The following is an 18583-nucleotide window of genomic DNA, read 5'->3' on the forward strand; positions in this document are numbered from 1 at the left end:
GGCGCTCAAACCATCGTCGAGAGGGAAAGACACGAGCGCAACTGGAGTTGCGCGCTCCCAGGAGCGTCAGGCATTCCACGTTCCGGACTTGCCGCCGGACTTGTGAATGAGCTTCACCTCGGAAATCACCATGCCCCGGTCGACCGCCTTGCACATGTCGTAGACGGTGAGGGCAGCGACGGAGGCGGCGGTCAGCGCCTCCATCTCGACGCCGGTGCGGCCCTTCAGCTTGCAGGTCGCCTCGATGTCGACCGCCTTGCGCTTCGCGTCGAGCGACAGCTTCACGTCGACCGATGACAGCGCCAGCGGATGGCAGAGCGGAATCAGGTCCGGCGTCTTCTTCGCCGCCATGATGCCGGCGAGCTGCGCCACCGCCAGCACGTCGCCCTTCTTGGCCTTCTTGTCGCGGATCAGCTTCAGGGTGGCGGCCTGCATGGTGACGCTGGCCCGGGCCACAGCGACACGCTCGGTGATCTCCTTGTCGCCGACATCGACCATGCGGGCATTGCCGCCCTCGTCGAAATGGGTGAGCGCCGCCTTCCGCGTCATGCCGCCTCGCGCACCAGCATCTCGCGCACCGCCGCCTCGACGTCGGGCTTTCGCATGAAGCTCTCGCCGATCAGGAAGGCCGAGGCGCCGACCTTGGCCATACGCGCGAGATCGGCGGGAGAGCCCAGGCCGCTCTCGGCCACCAGCACGCGGTCCTTCGGCACCAGCGGCGCCAGCTTCTCGGTCGTTGCGAGATCGACGGCGAGCGTCTTGAGGTTGCGGTTGTTGACCCCGATCAGGTCGGCATCGACCTGCAGCGCGCGTTCGAGTTCGGGCGCGTCATGCACCTCGACCAGGACGTCCATGCCCCATTTGTGCGCCAGCTTCGCCAGTTCGGCGGCCATCGCGTCGTCGAGGCAGGCCATGATGAGCAGGATGCAGTCGGCACCCAGCGCACGGGCCTCCGGCACCTGATAGGGATCGATCATGAAGTCCTTGCGCAGCACCGGCAGCTTCACCGCCGCGCGCGCCTGGGTCAGGAACTCGTCCTTGCCCTGGAAGTAGGGCTGGTCGGTCAGGATCGACAGGCAGGTGGCGCCGCCGCGCTCATAGGACCGGGCGAGGGAAGGCGGGTCGAAGTCCTCGCGGATCAGGCCCTTGCTGGGCGAGGCCTTCTTGATCTCGGCGATCAGGCCGTAGCGGCCATCCGCGATCGTAGCCTTGAGCGCCCTGGCGAAGCCGCGCGGCGAATCGGTGTCGCGGGCCAGGTTCTCGACGACCCTGAGCGAGCGCTGCGACATGCGCCCGGCCACATGGCGCCTCTTGTCGGCAACGATCCTGTCGAGCGTGTCGCTCATGCGCAAATCCTCTTCAATGTCGCCAGCGCGTCCTTGGCCTTGCCGCTGTCGATCGACTGGGCGGCCATGGCCGCGCCTTCCTTCAGATCCTTCGCCTTGCCCGCGACCATGATCGCGGCGGCGCTGTTCAACAGGACGATGTCGCGGAAGGCGTTCTTCGCGCCGTCCAGCAGCGCGTGGATCGCCTCGGCATTGTGCGCCGCGTCGCCGCCCTTCAGTTCGTCGAGCGTCGCGCGCTTCACGCCGATCTCCTCGGGCGCAATCTCGATCTCGGTCACCTGGCCGTTCTCGAGCGAGGCGGCCCAGCTCTTGGTCGTGGTGGTGAGCTCGTCCATGCCGTCCTGGCCGTGCACGACCAGCGCGCGTTCCAGCCCGAGCTGGCCCAGCGCCTGCGCCACCGGCTTCAGCCAGCGGCGGTCGAACACGCCCACGAGCTGGCGCGTCACCAGGGCGGGGTTCGACATCGGGCCCAGCAGGTTGAAGATGGTGCGCGAGGGCGCGAGCTCGACCCGCGGGCCCGCGACGTTGCGCATGGCGCTGTGGTGGCGCGGCGCCATGAGGAAGCACACCTTGGCTTCGACCAGCGCCTGCTCGAGTTTCTCGAGGGGCACTTCGAGGCCGATGCCCAGCGCCGACAGCACATCGGCCGCGCCGGACTTGGAGGTGAAGGCACGGTTGCCGTGCTTGGCCACCGGAATACCGGCGCCCGCCACGACGAAGGCCGAGCAGGAGGAAACGTTGTAGGTGCCGTGATGGTCACCGCCGGTGCCCACGATGTCGATGGTGCCTTCGGGTGCTTTCACACGCAGGACCTTGGCCCTGAGCGCCCGCGAGCCGCCGGCCAGTTCCTCGGCCGTCTCGCCGCGGACTTTCAGGCCCATCAGGAAGGCGCCCATCTGGGCAGGTGTCGCGTCGCCCGAGGTCATGATGTCGAAGGCGCGCTCCGCCTCGTCGATGCCCAGGGTCTCGCCGTTGCCCACCTTGGCCAGAAGGCCGCGAAAATCGTCGATGTCGCCGCTCACCCAGAACCCCGCGCTTTTGCCTCTTGCCGGCTCGACCGGCCGGCGCGAAGCTATATCACATGGCTCAAGAACTCATCCTCAAGGTCACCGGCATGGATTGCGACGGCTGCGTAAAAGCCGTCACCCGTGCCGCCACCGGCGCGGGCACCGCGCCTCTCTCCGTCGACCTCAAGAGCGGGGAGATGCGTCTTCCCGAGGGCGCCGACGTCGCAGCGATCACCAAGGCGGTCCAGCGCGCCGGCTTCGGAATCGCTTCCTGAGCATCGGTTCGGCATGAGGGTTCAGCCCTAATGGGCTGATTTAACTCATCTTTTTAATATTTCAGGTTCAAGTTCTTGATGGTCTTGCCAAAATAGTAAGCAAGCTTATTTTAAGCGGACTTAGAAGATAGGCTCATGGAACTTCCCGAACGAAATCTAGGTTTTCTGCTGCACGACGTGGCGCGCCTGATGCGCAAGCGCTTCGAGCAGAAGGCGCGCGGCCTCGGCCTGACGCGCTCGCAATTTCAGGTCCTGGCGCATCTCGCCCGCAACGAGGGCATTCAGCAGAGTGGATTGGCCGACATTCTCGAGGTCGAGCCCATTACCCTGACCCGGTTGCTCGACCGGCTGGAGGAGGCAGGCTTCGTGGAGCGGCGGGCGCACGCGACCGACCGGCGCATCCGGCAGCTCTACCTGACCGAGAAGGCCCATCCGTTGCTGGCCGAGATTTTCACCATTGGAGCCGCGACCCGCGCCGAAGCGTTGGAGGGAGTCGCCGAGGAAGATCGCGACCGCTTGTTTGCCCTGCTGTCGAGCATGAAGGCCAATCTTCTGGCCAAGGCGTCGCCGGCGGCGGCCGAGAGGAGTACGAGCAATGGCTGACAGGAGTTCCTTTCGTCGCAGTGGCGACGAGGTCACGGCCCCGGCGCCGGTCGCCAACGACGCCGACCAGGTCGCGGCCGAGACGCTGCTGAAGCGCTTCGAGGTGGCCGGAAAGCCCGCGGAGAAGACCGGTGCGGCGCGCAAGCCACGCAACCTGCGCCGCATCATGCTGGTCCTGGGACCCGCCGTGGTCCTGGCCGGAAGCCTGTTCGCTTACATGACCGGCGGCCGCTACGTCTCGACCGACAACGCCTATGTCCATGCCGGCAAGCTCACCGTGGCCACCGACGTTTCCGGCATTGTGGCCAATGTCGCCGTGCATGAAAGCCAGAGAGTGGAGAAGGGCCAGGTCCTGTTCACCCTGGACCAGGAGCCGTTCAGGATCGCGCTGGCGGGGGCCGAGGCCAATCTCGGGACCGTGCGCAACCAGATCGTGACGCAGCAGGCGACCTATCGCCAGAAGCTCGCGCAGATCGAGCAGGCGAAGACTGACATCGGCTTCTTCGAGACCAGCGCGCAGCGTCAGCAGGATCTGCTGAAGCGCGGCGTCTCGGCCCAGGCGACCTACGACCAGGCCAAGCGCGACCTCGACACGGCGCGCGAGCGGCTGCTGGTGGCGCAGAGCGACGCCGAGGCGACCCTGGCCCAGCTTGGCGGCCGGGCCGACGCCCCGATCGAGCAGAACGCGAACTACCTCGCGGCCAAGGCGCAGGTCGACAAGGCGCGCCGCGACCTCAACCGCACGACCGTCGTCGCGCCGATGCCCGGCATCGTGACCAATGTCGACGCCTTGTTGCCCGGCGAGTATCTGCCGGCGGCCCAACCCGCATTCAGCCTCGTGTCGACGGCCGATGTCTGGGTCGAGGCCAACCCCAAGGAGTCCGACCTTTCCCACCTCAAGCCGGGCGACAAGGCGACGGTCTCGATCGATGCCTATCCCGGCCGCGAGTGGCAGGCGACCGTCAGCAGCGTGGCGCCGGCGACTGGCGCGGAGTTCTCCGTGCTGCCGGCCCAGAATGCGACCGGCAACTGGGTGAAGGTCGTGCAGCGCGTGCCGATCCGCCTCAATGTCGAGATGCCGGAAGGCGCACCGCCGCTCCGCACTGGGATGAGCGCCTATGTCGAGATCGACACCGGCCATCATCGCCAGCTCGCGGATTTGTTCAGCGGATTCTGATCATGGCTGGCAGCGCCCCCAGGCACATCGTGCCGCTGACGCTCTGCGTCATGCTGGCGACGATCATGCAGGCGCTGGACACGACCATCGCCAACGTGGCGCTGCCCTACATGCAGGGCTCGCTGTCGGCGACGACCGACCAGATCAACTGGGTGCTGACCTCCTACATCGTGGCCGCGGCCATCGCGACGCCGGTGACCGGCTTCCTCGAAGCGCGCCTGGGGCGCAAGCGGCTGTTCCAGATCGCGGTCGCGGGCTTCACCGGCGCCTCGGTCCTGTGTGGCATCGCCACGTCGTTGCCCGAGATGGTGGCCTTCCGCTTGATGCAGGGCCTGTTCGGCGCGTCCTTGGTGCCGCTGTCGCAGGCGGTGCTGCTCGATTCCTACCCGAAGGAGAAGCACGGTTCGGCGATGGCGCTGTGGGGCATGGGCGTCATGGTGGGCCCCATCCTCGGGCCGACCCTGGGCGGCTGGCTGACCGAAGCCTACAACTGGCGCTGGGTCTTCTACATCAACGTGCCGATCGGCCTCGTCACCTTCCTCGGCCTCTCGGCCTATCTCGAGGAGACGAAGACCCGCCGCGATTCCTTCGACTGGTTCGGCTTCCTGATGCTCAGCCTCGCCATTGGCTCGTTCCAGATGATGCTCGACCGCGGCGAGCAGATCGACTGGTTCTCCTCGACCGAGATCGTGGTGGAAGCGGTGCTGGCGGCGCTCGCCTTCTACCTGTTCCTCGTCCAGACCTTCACGGTGAAGCAGCCCTTCATCGATCCCACCATCTTCAAGGACCGCAACTTTTCGGTCGGGCTGTGCTTCATCTTCGTGGTCGGCATCATCCTGCTGGCCTCGCTGGCGCTGATAACGCCCTATCTGCAGAACCTGATGGGCTATCCAGTGGTCACGGCGGGCCTGATCCTGGCGCCACGCGGCATGGGCACGATGCTGGCCATGATGATCGTGGGCCGCATCATCAACCGGGTCGATCCGCGGCTGCTGCTGGCGGCCGGCCTGCTGATCACCGCGGCGGTGCTGTGGGAGATGACGGGCTTCACGCCGAACGTGTCCGAATGGACGCTGGTCCGCACCGGCGTGCTGCAGGGCATGGGGCTGGGCTTCATGTTCGTGCCACTGTCGACCATTACCTTCGCGACCCTGCCGGGCCATCTGCGCACCCAGGGCACGGCGCTCTACAGCCTGATGCGCAACATCGGTTCCAGCATCGGCATCTCGATGGTGATCTTCCTGCTGACGCGCAACACGCAACTCGTCCATGCCGAGCTGGCGGGCCGCGTGACGCCATTCAACGACGCACTCGCTCTGGGCGGGCCGGCGCAATTCTGGAACATGGCCACCACCGTCGGCCGCGCAGCCCTCAACGCCGAGGTGACCAAGCAGGCGGCCGTCGTGGCCTATGCCAACGACTTCAAGCTGATGATGCTGGTGGCTTTGCTGGCGCTGCCGCTGATCCTGCTGCTGCGCAAGGCCAAGGGGCAGGGCGGCGCGGGCCACGCGGTGCTCGAGTAGGGCCGAGGGCGTGCGCCCCCGGCATCACTCGATCTTCACGCCGGCATCCTGGATGATCTTGCGCCATTTGGTGTTCTCGATGGCGATATAGGCCTCGAACTCCTGGCGCGATTCCTTGGCGGGGACGAAGGACAGGCTCTTCATCTTCTCCAGCACGTCGGGATCCGTGAGGATGCGCATGACCTCGGCGCTCAATTTGTCGAGGATCGGCTCGGGCGTCTTCGCGGGCGCGGAGAGGCCGATCCAGCCGACGGCAACGACGCCGTAGAGCCCCTGTTCCGCGACCGTCGGCACGTCGGGCAGGAAGGGCGAGCGGCGCTCGTCGGCGATGCCGATGGCCTTCACCTTGCCGGACCGAACCGGGCCGACCGCGCCGGGAACGGCATCGGACAGGAGCTGGATGTCGCCGCTCTGCAGCGCGAGCTGGGCCTCGGCATTGCCCTTGAACGGCACGTGCGTGAGCTTGATGCCGGCCGCGCTCTTCAGCATTTCGACCGCGAGATGGCTGGCCGAGCCGTTGCCCGAGGAGCCGTAGTTGAGATCGGCGCCGGCCTTGGCCTTGGCGACGAGGTCGGCGACCGAGCCGATGCCGCTCTTCAGGCTGGTCATCAGCACCTGCGGCGTCAGACCGATATTGGCGATCGGCGCGAAATCCTTCTGTGGGTCGTAAGGCAGCTTCGGGTAGAGCGCCGGGCTGATCCCGTGCGTGGAGATCGTCACCATCAGCAGCGTGTAGCCGTCGGGCGCTGCCTTCGCCGCCACGTCGGCGCCGATCTGTCCGCCGGCGCCGGGTCTGTTCTCGGCGATCACCTGCTGCCCCAGCGCCTTCGTGAGCTGGTCGGCCATCATGCGCGCCAGGATGTCGGTCGCCTGGCCGGCCGGGAAGGGGACGATGATGCGGATGGGCTTGGCCGGCCACGCCTGTGCGAAGGCCGGCGGCGCGACGCTCGATGCGGCGAGCAGGGTAACCAGGGATCGCCGATCAAGCATTCATGTCATCCCGAGCGAAGCGAGGGACCCTTGCGGGCACCAGTGAAAGGTCCCTCGCTTCGCTCGGGATGACAATGTGTTTGTTGCGCGCGCCTAGGCCGCCTTCTTGTTCTGCTGGCTCGGGTGATCGCCCGCGATCTTGAGGAAGTTCTCGAGGATCTTGTGGCCGTGTTCCGACGCGATGCTCTCGGGATGGAACTGCACGCCGTGGATCGGCAGGGTCCGGTGGCGCAGGCCCATGATGATGTCGCCGGTCTCGGCGGTGACCTCGAGGTCCTTGGGGAAGTCCTTCCGGTCGACGATCAGCGAATGGTAGCGCGTCGCCTGGAAGGGCGAGGGCACGTCCTCGAAGACGCTCTGGTTCTTGTGAGAGACGCCCGACAGCTTGCCGTGCATCGGCTCGGGCGCGCGCACGACATGGCCACCGAACACCTGGCCGATCGCCTGGTGGCCAAGGCAGACGCCGAACAGCGGCACCTGTTCCTTCGCGGCGGCGCGGATCAGGTCCATGCAGATGCCGGCCTCGTTGGGCGTGCAGGGGCCGGGCGAGAGCACGATTCCGGCCGGCTTCAGCGCCAGCGCCTCGTCGACCGTGATCTGGTCGTTGCGATGCACGACGCAACGCGCGCCGAGGTCGCCCAGGAAGTGGACGAGGTTGTAGGTGAAGCTGTCGTAGTTATCGATCAGGAGGAGCATGGGGTCATATTAGCGGCCCGGAGCGCCTTCTCCTAGAGGCTCCGGGCGTCCTGCCGGCCGTGTGCAAGGCCCGATCCGCCGACGGTCGTTCACTGCACGTTGGTTGGCGATCCATCGTCGAAGCGCTGGGTGGCCTTGTTCCAGATCAGCGGAACCTGACAGGTCGTCGTCGTCGCGGGCGGCACGGCCGCGGAGCCGCGGCATTGCTCGCCACGGCTTCCCAGCCAGACAGTGCTGCCGCGGATCTCTACCCCGAGGGCGTATCGCGCAAAGACCTTGCGAGCATGGCCGTCGGGCAGCCCGACGAAAATCTCAACCAGGGAGCCGCCGCCACCGGCCAATCCCGCGCAGGCGATACGGCCGGTATTGATCAGCCAGTCGTCGACGCCGCTGCCCGTCAGCCCGATACGGGTGACGTAGTCGCCGATGGGCGGCGGCGTCTTGTTCATCACCTGGCAATTGCCCTGCAGGCTGGAGACTTCCTGCGCGACCTCGGGCGGCATCCCGGCCGGCGCCGGCGTTGCCGCAGGAGTCGTAGGCACCGCCGGCGGCTGCGCCGCGGCTTGTGGCGATGGGGGCGGCGCTACTGCCGGTGGCGCAGTGCTGGCGGCGTAGCCCTGCTGACACAAGGCGGCCGCATTGATCGCGGCCGCGCTGCCGTCGAGAGAGAAGGTCGTGTACACGGCGCCGAGCTGGAGGGTGAGCATGTCTCCCTGGCGCAACGCGTCGAGCAACGTGGTGTCCGGCAGCGCCGTCGAGAAGGTCGTGGGGCTCGACGTGCGGAGCACGAGCGGATAGGGCACGCGATCGATGAACAGCGTGACCGGGACATCCTGCCCGACGGCGAACTGCCAGCCGCTATTGGTAAAGCCGATCTGCCAGCTGCCCGACGCGGACTGGCCGATATGCACCGAGGCACCGCCTCCGTCGCGGGTTGCGTCGCAATATGCGAACTTGCCGCTCGCGTCGTTGTCCGCCTGCACGATCCAGCTGCCCACCAGCTGAACCGATCCGGGAACGGGCGCGGCGTCCGCCGTCCATCCAATCAGCGCCAACACGGCGGCACCCAGCCCGATCCGTCGCAACATCCTGGCCTCTCGAAGTAGCCTCCACACTCGATCCTACTTCGCCAGCTCCGGGAAATCCTCCTCCCGGAATTCGCCCGTACCGCGCTGGTTTTCAGACGCCCGCTTTTCCTCGTCGCGGCGTAGTTCGACCCGGCGGATCTTGCCGGAGATGGTCTTAGGCAGCTCGGCGAACTCGATCCGACGGACGCGCTTGAAGGGGGCGAGGCGGCCGCGCAGGTGCTGGAAGATCGAGAGCGCGGTCGCGCGGTCGGGTTTGCCGCTGGCCGTCAGGGTTATGTAGGCCTTCGGCACGGCGAGCCGCATTGCGTCGGGCGCGGGCACGACGGCGGCTTCAGCCACGGCCGGGTGCTCGATCAGCACGCTTTCCAGTTCGAACGGGCTGATCCGGTAGTCCGACGCCTTGAACACGTCGTCGGCGCGGCCGACGTAGGTGAGGTAGCCCTCGGCGTCGCGCGATGCGACGTCGCCGGTGCGATAGACCGCGCCGGTGAGCGGCGCGATCGACCCGTCATCCTGCTGATACCCCTGCATCAGCGCCGCCGGCCGGGCCGAAAGGTCGATGCAGATCTCGCCTTCCTCGGCGTCCTTGTCGTCGGCATCGAGCAGGCGGATCCTGTAGCCGGGCAGGGGGCGGCCCATCGAGCCGGGCTTGATCGGCTGGCCGGGCGGATTGCCGACCTGGGTCGTGGTTTCGGTCTGGCCGTAGAAGTCGCGGATGGTGAGGCCCCAGGCTTTCTCGACCTGCTCGATCACCTCGGGGTTCAGCGGCTCGCCTGCGGCCAGCACCTCGCGCAGCGACGTCCTGCAGGACTTCAGGTCCTCCTGGATCAGCATGCGCCACACGGTCGGCGGCGCGCACAGCGTGGTCACCTTGTTGGCGACGACCGCGTCCAGCAGGTAGCGCGCGTTGAAGCGCGGCTGGTTGGCGATGAAGATCGTGGCGCCCGCGATCCACGGCGCGAAGAAGCAGCTCCAGGCGTGCTTGGCCCAGCCCGGCGAGGAGATGTTGAGGTGCACGTCGCCGGGGCGCAGCCCCAGCACGAAGATCGTTGTCAGATGTCCCACCGGATAGCTGCGATGGGAATGCAGGACGAGCTTGGGCTTCGCCGTGGTGCCCGAGGTGAAATAGAGCAGCATCGGATCGAAGGCGTCGGTCGGCCCGTCCGGCACGAACTCGGCTGGGTGATCGAGCAGCTTGGCGTAGGCGTGCCAGCCCGCCGGTGCGTCGCCGACCGCGATGCGTGTCAGGCTCTTGTCGAAGCCGTCGAACTTGGCGGCCTCACCGGCGGCGGCCACGACGTGGCGCGCCCGGCCGCGCTCGAAGCGGTCGGCGAGATCGACCGGCGTCAGCAGGGTGGTGGCCGGGATGACGACGGCGCCGAGCTTCATGGCGGCCAGCATGACTTCCCAAAGCGGCGCCACGTTGCCCAGCATCAGGAGCATGCGGTCGCCACGCTTCACGCCCAGCGCGCGCAATCCGTTGGCGACGCGGTTGGAGCGTTCCGACAGTTCGGCGAAGGTGAGGCTCGCCGCGCCGTCGCCGACGATCGTCAGCGCCGGCTGGTTGGCCTGCGGTCCGCGCGCCAGCTCGCCATCGAACCAGTCGAGCGCCCAATTGAAGTGCTGCATCTCGGGCCAGCGGAAATCGCGGTAGGCCGTCTCGTAGTCACCGCGATGGGACAGCAGGAATTCACGCGCCGCCTTGTACGCCTCAACCGTCATCGCATGCCTCTCATCTTGTTTCCGCCCTTTTGCGATCTTGGACACGGGCGTAGGTTGAGGGCAACAAGAAGAAAGTAGCCCCCTTGGTCGTCGAGCCCCTGATCGTCGCGCTGCTGCTCGCAGCAGCGCTGATGCATGCCACCTGGAATGCGATTCTGAAGTCGGATCAGTCCGACAGGCTGGCCACGTTCGGCCTGATCATGACGACGGGCACGGTCATGGGCCTCTGCGTCGTGCCCTTCGTGCCGATGATCGAGCCGGGGGCCTGGAAGTTCCTCATCCTCTCGGTCGCGATCCACGTCGCCTACTATTTCTTCCTGCTGAAGGCCTATTCCTACGGCGACCTCAGCCACACCTACCCGATCGCGCGTGGCCTTGGCCCGTTGCTGGTGGCGCTGGTATCGGGCCGGGTGATCGGCGAGCATCTGCGGACCCAGGACATCGTCGGCGTTTTCCTGCTGAGCTTCGGCCTCGTGGCCCTGGCCCTGCCGCTCAAGAACATCGTGCCCAAACCGGGCAGCCGCCATGGGCTGGCGACGCTGTTCGCGGTCCTCACCGGCATCACCATCGCGGGCTACATCATCTCCGACGGCATGGGCGTGCGGGCGGCGGGCGAGACCCTGGAGCATCGCATCTCCTACATCGCCTGGCTGGCCGTGCTCGAGGGGCCGTGGCTCTTGGTGCTCGCCTTCTGGAAGCGGCCGGCGACCGTCTGGTCGCACATGAAGAAGACCTGGTATCGCGGGGTCGGCGGGGGCGTGATTGCCAATGTCGGCTACGGCATCGCGATCTACGCGCTGGCGCTGGGACCGATGGCCCATATCGCGGCCCTGCGCGAGACTTCGGTGCTGTTCGGGGCGCTGATCGGCACGCTCGTGCTGGGCGAGCCGTTCGGCGGCCGGCGGGTGGCTGCGGCGTTCGTGATCGTTTCAGGGCTTGTGCTGATGAACGGTCCGGCGCTCTTCTAGGGGCATGTCGACCCGCAATCTCGATAGACTCATGTCCCCGCGCTCGGTCGTCATGATCGGCGCCAGCGAACGCCCCGGTTCCGTGGGGGCCGCCGTCACGCGCAACGTGCTGGCGGGCGGCTTCCAGGGCCAGATCCATCTCGTCAATCGCAAGGGCGGCACGATCGCGGGCCGCACGGCCTTCCGCAAGGTGTCGGACCTGCCGGAGCCGGCGGACCTCGCCGTGATCATGACGCCGGCCCCGACCATCCCCGGCCTGATCGTGGCGCTGGGCGAGGCGGGGACGCGCGCCGCCGTGGTGATCAGCGCCGGCCCCGGCAACGGCCCCGATGCGGCGTCGGTCAATGCGCAGTGGCGGCAGCGGCTGCTGCGCGCGGCCCAGCCCTACCTGTTGCGCATCATCGGACCCAACTGCATCGGCTACGCAGCACCCCGGCTCGGCCTCAATGCCAGCTTCGGCCCGACGCGGTTCAAGGCCGGACGCATCGCCGCGGTCGCCCAGTCGGGCGCCGTCCTGGCGGGACTTGCCGACTGGGGCGTCGCGCAGGGGATCGGCTTCTCGCACCTGATCTCGATGGGCGACATGGCCGATGTCGATTTCGGCGACGTGCTGGACATGCTGGCCCGCGATTCCGACACGCGCGCGGTGCTGATGTATGTCGAGGGCATCACCCAGGCGCGGAAGTTCATGTCGGCCGCGCGCGGCGTGGCGCGCATCAAGCCGGTAATCGTGCTGAAGGGCGGCCGTCATGCCGCGGCCGCCCAGGCGACGGCCTCGCACACGGGCTCCATGGCGGGCTCCGCCGCGGTCTATGACGCCGCCTTCGCGCGCGCGGGCCTCGTGCGCGTCCTGGGCCTCGGTGAACTGTTCGACGCGGCCGAAACTCTGGGCCACAGCATCGCCCCGCGCACCGAGCGGCTGGCGATCCTGACGAACGGCGGCGGTGTCGGCATCATCGCCACCGACCTGCTGATCGACGAGGGTGGCGAACTGGCCACGCTGCTGCCCGCCACGGTCGCGCGGCTGGACAAGCAGATGTCGCAGAGATGGTCGCGTGCCAACCCGGTCGACATCGTGGGCGACGCCGACGGGCCGCGCTATGCCGCCGCCCTCGACGGGCTGGCCGACGATCGCGGCGTCGGCGCCGTGCTGGCGATGAATGTGCCCACGTCGCTCACCTCGTCGATCGACGCGGCCCGCGCCATCACCGGCGCGGCCGGGCGCAAGGTCGTGCCCGTGATCGGCTGCTGGATCGGCGGGCGCGAGGCCCAGGCCGGGCGCGACGTGCTGCACGATGCCGGCATTCCCGCCTACGACACGCCGCTGCGCGCCGTGCGCGGCTTCATGCACATCGTCGAGTATCGCCGCGGTCAACGTGCGCTGCAGCGTACGCCGCCCTCCGTGCCGGAGTCGCGGTCCGACACCGCACTCGTGCGCGCGATCGTGCAGGGGGCTCTGGCAGAGAAGCGCAAGGTGCTGACCGAGCCGGAGGCCAAGCGCGTGCTGGCCGCCTACGGGATTCCCGTGGTGCCCACCGAGATCGCGCGCGATGCCGCCGAGGCTGCGGCGATCGCGGTGCGCATCGGCTTTCCGGTCGCGGTGAAGCTGCTGTCCCGCGACATCACGCACAAGAGCGATGTCGGCGGCGTGTCGCTCGACCTGGCGTCCGAGCAGGCCGTCCACGACGCCGTCCGCGAGATGACGGGCAAGATCCTGGTGCTGGCCAACAAGGCCCGCATCGACGGTTTCGTGGTTCAGCCCATGATCCGCCGGCCGCATGCCGTCGAGCTGATCCTGGGCGCCGCCGAGGATCCGGTGTTCGGACCGATCCTGCTGGTCGGGCATGGCGGCGTGGCCGCCGAGGTGATCGACGACAAGGCGCTGGCCTTGCCGCCGCTCGATCCCGTGCTGGCGGAGGATGCGCTGAGCCGCACCCGCGTCGATCGCCTGCTGCGCGGCTTCCGCGACCGCGCTCCGGCCGACCGGGAGGCGGTGGGCGCCGCCATGGTGCGCCTGTCGCAGCTCATCGCCGATGTCGGCGAGATCGCCGAACTCGACATCAATCCGCTGCTCGCTGATGCCGACGGCGTGATCGCGCTCGATGCGCGCATCGTGGTGAACCACCCGAAGAAGGGACAGGAGCGGGCGGCGCGCTTCGCCATCCGGCCCTATCCGGTGGAACTCGAGGCCGAGATCCAGCACGGAGAGGAGAAGCTCCGCATCCGTCCGATCCGCCCCGACGACGAGCCGACGCTGCAGGCCTTCACGCGGCGGCTGACGCCCGAGGACGTGCGCATGCGCTTTTTCGGCCCCATGCGTGAACTCAGCCACGAACTCGCGGCACGGCTGACCCAGATCGACTACGATCGCGAGATGGCCTTCGTCCTGCTCGATGGCGACGAGATGGTCGGCGTCGGGCGGCTGGTCGCCGACCCCGATTTCCAGCAGGCCGAATTCGCGCTCACCGTTGCGTCGGATCGACAGGGCCGCGGCTACGGCGAACTGCTGCTGCGGCACGTGCTGCACTACGGCAAGGCGCGCGGCATCAAGCGCGTCGTCGGCCATGTGCTACGCGAGAACCGCAAGATGCTGGACCTCGCCAAGCAGGTCGGCTTCCGCCGCGAGAGCGGCCGTTCGGGCGAGCCGGACATCCGGGTGATGAAGTCGCTCTCCAGCCTTGATTGAGGCCAAATAGTGGCCCGCGCCAAGAGGTTAGGGCATAACTCTCAGATGGCGTCGAGGAAGAACAGAAGCGGGAAGACGAACAGAAGGAGTCCGAAACGGCCGCCCGGCTTCGCGGATCGCCTTCGGGCCCGTTTCGACGGGCTTTCTGCGTGGGTCGCAGCCCATCGCTGGCACTCGATCGCCATCGCCGTCGTCCTGATGTTCGCCGGCAGTGTGTTCGGCGGTTACTGGATCGCCGAGCGCCTCGATTTGCGCAGCGGTGACCAGGTGGCGCGCGACACGCTGGAGGACATGAAGCGCAGCGCCGCGACCACGGGGCCAACCGTTGCACCGAGATATTCACGCATCGAGGAACTGCCGGACTTCCCGAGATACTCCGAGGCCGAGCCCGGCAAGCCGACGCCGAACGTCGAAGAGAAGCCGCCGGTGAAGAAGGTCGCCGCTGCGTTCCCGGCGGAACAGACCTGGCGCCGCAATGCCGTGCCCTTCCGCGATCTCAAGAGCAGGCCGCTGGTCGCGATCGTGATCGACGATGTCGGGCTCGACCGCGCGCGCTCGAAACGCGCCTGGGAGCTGCCGGGGCCGATGACCATGTCGTTCCTGCCCTATGCGAAGGATCTGCCCGAGCAGGCGCGCGCCGCGCGGGCGCGAGGCCATGAGCTGATGCTGCACATGCCGATGGAGCCCAACGGTCGCAACGATCCCGGACCGGGGGCGCTGATGGTGTCGATGCCAGACGTCGAGCTGCGCCAGAAGCTGCTGGTCGCGCTGGAGAGTTTCGGCGGCTATGTCGGCATCAACAATCACATGGGCAGCCGCTTTACCGCCAACCGGCCCGACATGGAGCTGGTGATGCGCCAGCTCAAGCCGCGTGGCCTGATGTTCCTCGACTCGCGCACGAGCCCGCAGTCGGTGGGCGACCAGACGGCGCAGGAGATCGGCGTGCCGTCGATCGTGCGCCACGTCTTCCTCGACGACGAGGACACGGTCGAGGCCGTACGGCGCAAGCTTGCCGAGACCGAGGCGGTAGCGCGCCGGCAGGGCTTCGTGGTGGCGATCGGCCATCCGCACGATTCGACCCTGCAGGCGCTGGCGGAGTGGCTGCCGACGGTGCAGGGCAAGGGGCTCGCGCTGGCGCCCTCGACCGCGATATTGCGCAAGCGCAACGGTTGGGATTGAGTCGCGCCAACGAACAAGTTGGAGGAAGCGACGTGCGATACAACAAGCAGGCGATGATCGTGGCGCCGCAGCCCGAGCCGACGGAGGCCGGCGCCGACGTGCTGCGAGAGGGCGGCAACGCGGTCGATGCCGGAATCGCCTGCGCGCTCGTGCAAGGCGTCGTCGATCCGCAGATGTGCGGCATCGCAGGCTTCGGCTCCTGCGGCATCTACATGCCGGGCAAGAAATTCCACGGCTATATAGACGCCCATGCGCCCGCGCCGCTCGCCGCGCGGCCCGACATGTGGGCCAACCTGATCGAGAGCGAGGCGCGCGACGGCTACGGCTTCATCCTCAAGGGCCGCGTGAACGATATCGGCTACAAGTCGATCTGCGCGCCGGCCAATCTCAAGATGTACTACGACGCGCACAGGGAGCATGGCAGCCTGCCCTGGTCGCGCATCGTCGAACCGGCCATCCACTGGGCAGAGAACGGCTGGACGGTGCGGCCGCACGTCCATTTCTGGTGGGCCGACGACGGCGCCTTCGGCCGGGCGCCGAACTTCGAGCGCACCGGCTTCACCCCGGCCGCGCGCGAGCTCTACTGCCGCCCCGACGGCGTGCCGAAGCGGGTGGGCGACCGGGTCGTGAACCGCGACTATGGCCAGACCCTGCGCGCCATCGCCAAGGGTGGCGCCGATGTCTTCTATTCGGGCGAAATCGCTCACACGATCGCCGAAGACATGAAGAAGAACGACGCGCTGCTGTCGATCGAGGATCTCAAGGCCTGGAAGACCGTGCGTAACGCGCCGCTGTGGGGCGACTATCGTGGCTACAGGGTCTCGACCAACCAGCCCCCGGGGGGCGGCGTCATGTTGATCGAGATGCTGAACATCCTCGAGAATTTCGACATCGGCGCACTGGAGCACGGCGGGACGGAGCATCTGCGCATCGTGGCCGAGGCGATGAAGCGAGCGACGATCGACAAGGATGCCAAGGTCGGCGATCCGAAGTTCGTCACCGTGCCGGTTGGCGAGCTGACCTCCAAGGGCTACGCCAGGGCGATGGCGGCCGAGATCGCGCGGGGTGAGAAGGCGAGCGTCACGCGCTTCAATTCGGGTGCGGTCTCGAAGGACACGACGCACATCTCCGTGCTCGACAAGGATGGCAACTGTTTCACCATGACCCATTCGCTGGGCATGCCTTCGGGCGTGATCACGCCGGGTCTGGGCTTCATGTACAATGGCTGCATGGGCGTGTTCGATCCGCGTCCCGGTCGCGCCGGATCGATTGCGCCGGGCAAGGCGCGTTTCAGCTCGGTCGTGCCGTCGATCCTGTTCAAGGACGGCAAGCCACACCTGATCATCGGCGCGCCCGGCGCCACCCAGATCGCCATGGGCGTGCTGCACGTGATCCTGAACGCGCTCGATTTCAACATGACCATGGTCGAGGCGGTGAGCGCGCCGCGCTTCTCGGCGACCTCGGACGCGATCGACATCTCCAACCGCATCCAGGGCCGGGTCGAGCGCGAGCTGCAGGCGCTGGGCTATCCCGTCGTCCGCAGTCCCTACGGCTTCGGCTTCGCCGCCGTCCACGGAATCCGCATCCACGAGGACGGTCTGGATGGCGGCGCCGATCCCGGCCACGACGGCGTGGTGATCGCGGTCTAGCTACGGCGCGGGCAGGTCGGGCGGCGGACGGCGCGCCTTGGTGGCCTGCTCGAAGGCATAGGCGAAGCGCAACAGCGTGGCCTCGCTCCACGGCCGGCCGGTGAAGGTGAGGCCGAGCGGATAGTCGGGCGTTTCTGTCGCGCCGACGCCGGAGATGAAGCCGGCCGGCACCTGCACGCTGGGATAGCCCGGCTTGGCGGCGACCGCGGCGCCGCTCGCGCCAGGAAAAACGACCGCGTCGAGCCGGTGGCGGGTCATGTAGGTGTCGATGCCGCGTTCTGCCGCCGCCAGGTCCATGGCGCGCGCGGACTTGTATTCCGGCTCAGAGAGATCGCCGCGCGTCGCCTCGGCGGCCAGGAACAGGTCCTGCCCGTAGCGCAGCGCCTTGTCGGCGTGGGCCGCGTTGAAGGCTACGATGTCGGCCATCGTCCTGATGTCGGTGCGGGTCGCCCAGTTGCGCAGGTAGAGATTGAGATCGCGCTTCAGCTCGTACAGGAAGACGAGCGACGCGCTGCCGGCCGTTCCCTTCAGCGGACTGAACGGATTGCGGTTTAGCACCGCCATGGTGGTGCCCGGTCCGCCCATCCAGGCGATCGGCGGAAGGGCGGCGCGCACGACCGTGGCACCGAGGTCCTCCAGCGCCGTGATCGCCTGCGCCATGACCTGCTTTCCACGGGGGCTGAGCGGCCCGAAGAAGGGATCGTTGAGCGGATCGGCCGGATCGCTGGGAATGCCGATGCGCGCGCCGTTCAGGCCGTCCTTGTCGAGCCCCGCCGTATAGTCGTCAGGCCGCTGCAGGAGATGCGTTGCCGGATCGTCGGGGTCCCGCGCCGCCAGCACGTTGAGCAGGATCGCGGAATCGCGCACGGTACGGGTGAGGGGGCCGGCCGTGTCCTGGCTGTGCGAGATCGGGATGATGCCGCTGCGGCTGATCAAGCCGACCGTCGGCTTCACGGTGACGATGCCGTTCTGGGTGGCCGGGCTCAGCAACGAGCCCGAGGTCTCGGTGCCGATCGCTGCGGCGCAGAGGCCGGCTGCGACGGAAACCGCAGAACCGGCGCTCGACCCGCCGGGCAGCACCACCGGCGCAGGACCGTCCACCAGGCTGGGCGAATAGGGGTTACGGACATAGCCGGCGATCGAGCTGTAGCCCGAGGGCATGCCGATCGCGAGGACGTTGGCGAACTCAGTGAGATTGGCCTTGCCCAGGATCACCGCGCCGGCCTCGCGCAGCTTCCTGACCACCGGCGCATCGTCCCTGGCATGGGCACCATCGAGGGCCAGCGAGCCGGCGGTCGTGGGTTGGCTGTCGCCCGTCGCGATATTGTCCTTCAGCAGGATCGGCAGGCCCGCCAGCGGCTGGCTGGCCGAGGGCTTCGCGCCGTCGAGGGCGGCGGCGATGGAGAGGGCCTCGGGGTTGGTGACGCGCACCGAATTCAGGCCCGGCCCCTGGCGGTCGTAGGCGTCGATGCGCGCGAGATAGGCACGAGTCAGATCGGTCGACGTGACGCGACCCTGCGCCAGGGCGTCCTGCAAGGCCGACAATGAGGCATCGTCGACAGCCGTCTTCGGTTGTTCTGACACGGAAACACACCCTCTGTTCCGCCGCCAAGATGGGCGGCTCGTGCATCTTTACATCATGCGGCCGGCCGGGGCGCGCCGGCCTCGATGTTC

Annotated in this window: 16 protein-coding genes; 8 read left to right on the forward strand and 8 right to left on the reverse strand. The window is 67.7% G+C overall.

Translation table 11 applies throughout. From position 1 onward, the window contains the following. Positions 1–66: 66 nt before the first annotated feature. Genes moaC through trpD form a run of 3 tightly spaced genes read right to left on the reverse strand, consistent with a single transcriptional unit; the run spans position 67 to position 2356 of the window. On the reverse strand, positions 67–549 hold the full coding sequence (gene moaC / locus ACO07I_RS02075) for a cyclic pyranopterin monophosphate synthase MoaC (RefSeq protein ID WP_422013819.1): 483 nt from the start codon (positions 547–549) through the stop codon (positions 67–69). Beyond that, positions 546–1346, reverse strand: coding sequence for an indole-3-glycerol phosphate synthase TrpC (trpC, locus tag ACO07I_RS02080; protein WP_422013821.1), 801 nt, complete (start codon positions 1344–1346; stop codon positions 546–548). Before trpC ends, moaC begins: the two co-directional genes overlap by 4 nt. Further along, positions 1343–2356 (reverse strand): anthranilate phosphoribosyltransferase, encoded by a 1014-nt coding sequence (gene trpD, locus ACO07I_RS02085; RefSeq protein WP_422018400.1) that lies wholly within the window; start codon positions 2354–2356, stop codon positions 1343–1345. Before trpD ends, trpC begins: the two co-directional genes overlap by 4 nt. Before the next feature lie 71 nt (positions 2357–2427). On the opposite strand from trpD, the gene ACO07I_RS02090 reads away from it, so the two are divergent. From ACO07I_RS02090 to ACO07I_RS02105, 4 genes are all read left to right on the forward strand, one after another. Next, on the forward strand, positions 2428–2628 hold the full coding sequence (locus ACO07I_RS02090; protein WP_422013823.1) for a heavy-metal-associated domain-containing protein: 201 nt from the start codon (positions 2428–2430) through the stop codon (positions 2626–2628). 135 nt (positions 2629–2763) lie between these two features. Further along, positions 2764–3231 carry a MarR family winged helix-turn-helix transcriptional regulator gene (locus ACO07I_RS02095; RefSeq protein WP_422013825.1) on the forward strand — a complete coding sequence of 156 codons (468 nt, stop codon included), beginning with the start codon at positions 2764–2766 and terminating at the stop codon, positions 3229–3231. Next, positions 3224–4408: an HlyD family secretion protein gene (locus tag ACO07I_RS02100; RefSeq protein ID WP_422013827.1), complete on the forward strand. Its 1185-nt coding sequence runs from the start codon at positions 3224–3226 to the stop codon at positions 4406–4408. The genes ACO07I_RS02095 and ACO07I_RS02100 overlap by 8 nt, the downstream gene beginning before the upstream one ends. 2 nt (positions 4409–4410) lie before the next feature. Beyond that, the gene (locus ACO07I_RS02105; RefSeq protein WP_422013829.1) at positions 4411–5931 is read left to right on the forward strand and encodes a DHA2 family efflux MFS transporter permease subunit; all 1521 of its coding nucleotides are present in this window, start codon (positions 4411–4413) and stop codon (positions 5929–5931) included. Between the two features lie 24 nt (positions 5932–5955). Here ACO07I_RS02105 and ACO07I_RS02110 read toward each other — a convergent pair whose 3' ends face one another. The 4 genes from ACO07I_RS02110 to ACO07I_RS02125 form a co-directional block, all read right to left on the reverse strand. Then, on the reverse strand, positions 5956–6921 hold the full coding sequence (locus ACO07I_RS02110) for a Bug family tripartite tricarboxylate transporter substrate binding protein (RefSeq protein WP_422013831.1): 966 nt from the start codon (positions 6919–6921) through the stop codon (positions 5956–5958). Between the two features lie 93 nt (positions 6922–7014). Then, complete coding sequence (locus ACO07I_RS02115; RefSeq protein ID WP_422013833.1) at positions 7015–7617, reverse strand: anthranilate synthase component II; 603 nt, start codon at positions 7615–7617, stop codon at positions 7015–7017. A gap of 89 nt (positions 7618–7706) precedes the next feature. Further along, positions 7707–8705, reverse strand: coding sequence for a hypothetical protein (locus ACO07I_RS02120; protein ID WP_422013835.1), 999 nt, complete (start codon positions 8703–8705; stop codon positions 7707–7709). A gap of 33 nt (positions 8706–8738) precedes the next feature. After that, a complete protein-coding gene (locus tag ACO07I_RS02125; protein ID WP_422013837.1) occupies positions 8739–10427 on the reverse strand; it encodes an AMP-binding protein in 1689 nt (562 codons plus the stop codon). Between the two features lie 83 nt (positions 10428–10510). Here ACO07I_RS02125 and ACO07I_RS02130 point away from each other — a divergent pair, with 83 nt between their 5' ends. From ACO07I_RS02130 to ACO07I_RS02145, 4 genes are all read left to right on the forward strand, one after another. Next, on the forward strand, positions 10511–11395 hold the full coding sequence (locus ACO07I_RS02130) for an EamA family transporter (RefSeq protein WP_422013839.1): 885 nt from the start codon (positions 10511–10513) through the stop codon (positions 11393–11395). A 31-nt stretch (positions 11396–11426) separates the two neighbouring features. Then, on the forward strand, positions 11427–14081 hold the full coding sequence (locus ACO07I_RS02135) for a bifunctional acetate--CoA ligase family protein/GNAT family N-acetyltransferase (RefSeq protein ID WP_422013841.1): 2655 nt from the start codon (positions 11427–11429) through the stop codon (positions 14079–14081). A gap of 198 nt (positions 14082–14279) precedes the next feature. Continuing rightward, entirely contained in the window at positions 14280–15260 is a 981-nt protein-coding gene (locus ACO07I_RS02140) for a divergent polysaccharide deacetylase family protein (protein WP_422013843.1), read from the forward strand. Positions 15261–15313: 53 nt separating this feature from the next. Next, the gene (locus tag ACO07I_RS02145) at positions 15314–16909 is read left to right on the forward strand and encodes a gamma-glutamyltransferase family protein (RefSeq protein WP_422018402.1); all 1596 of its coding nucleotides are present in this window, start codon (positions 15314–15316) and stop codon (positions 16907–16909) included. Here the strand turns inward: ACO07I_RS02145 and ACO07I_RS02150 are convergent, their stop codons facing one another. Next, the gene (locus ACO07I_RS02150; RefSeq protein ID WP_422013845.1) at positions 16910–18493 is read right to left on the reverse strand and encodes an amidase family protein; all 1584 of its coding nucleotides are present in this window, start codon (positions 18491–18493) and stop codon (positions 16910–16912) included. Positions 18494–18583: the final 90 nt, after the last annotated feature.

The sequence above is a fragment of the Reyranella sp. genome, from assembly GCF_965227665.1.
In the GTDB taxonomy this organism is placed as follows: domain Bacteria; phylum Pseudomonadota; class Alphaproteobacteria; order Reyranellales; family Reyranellaceae; genus Reyranella.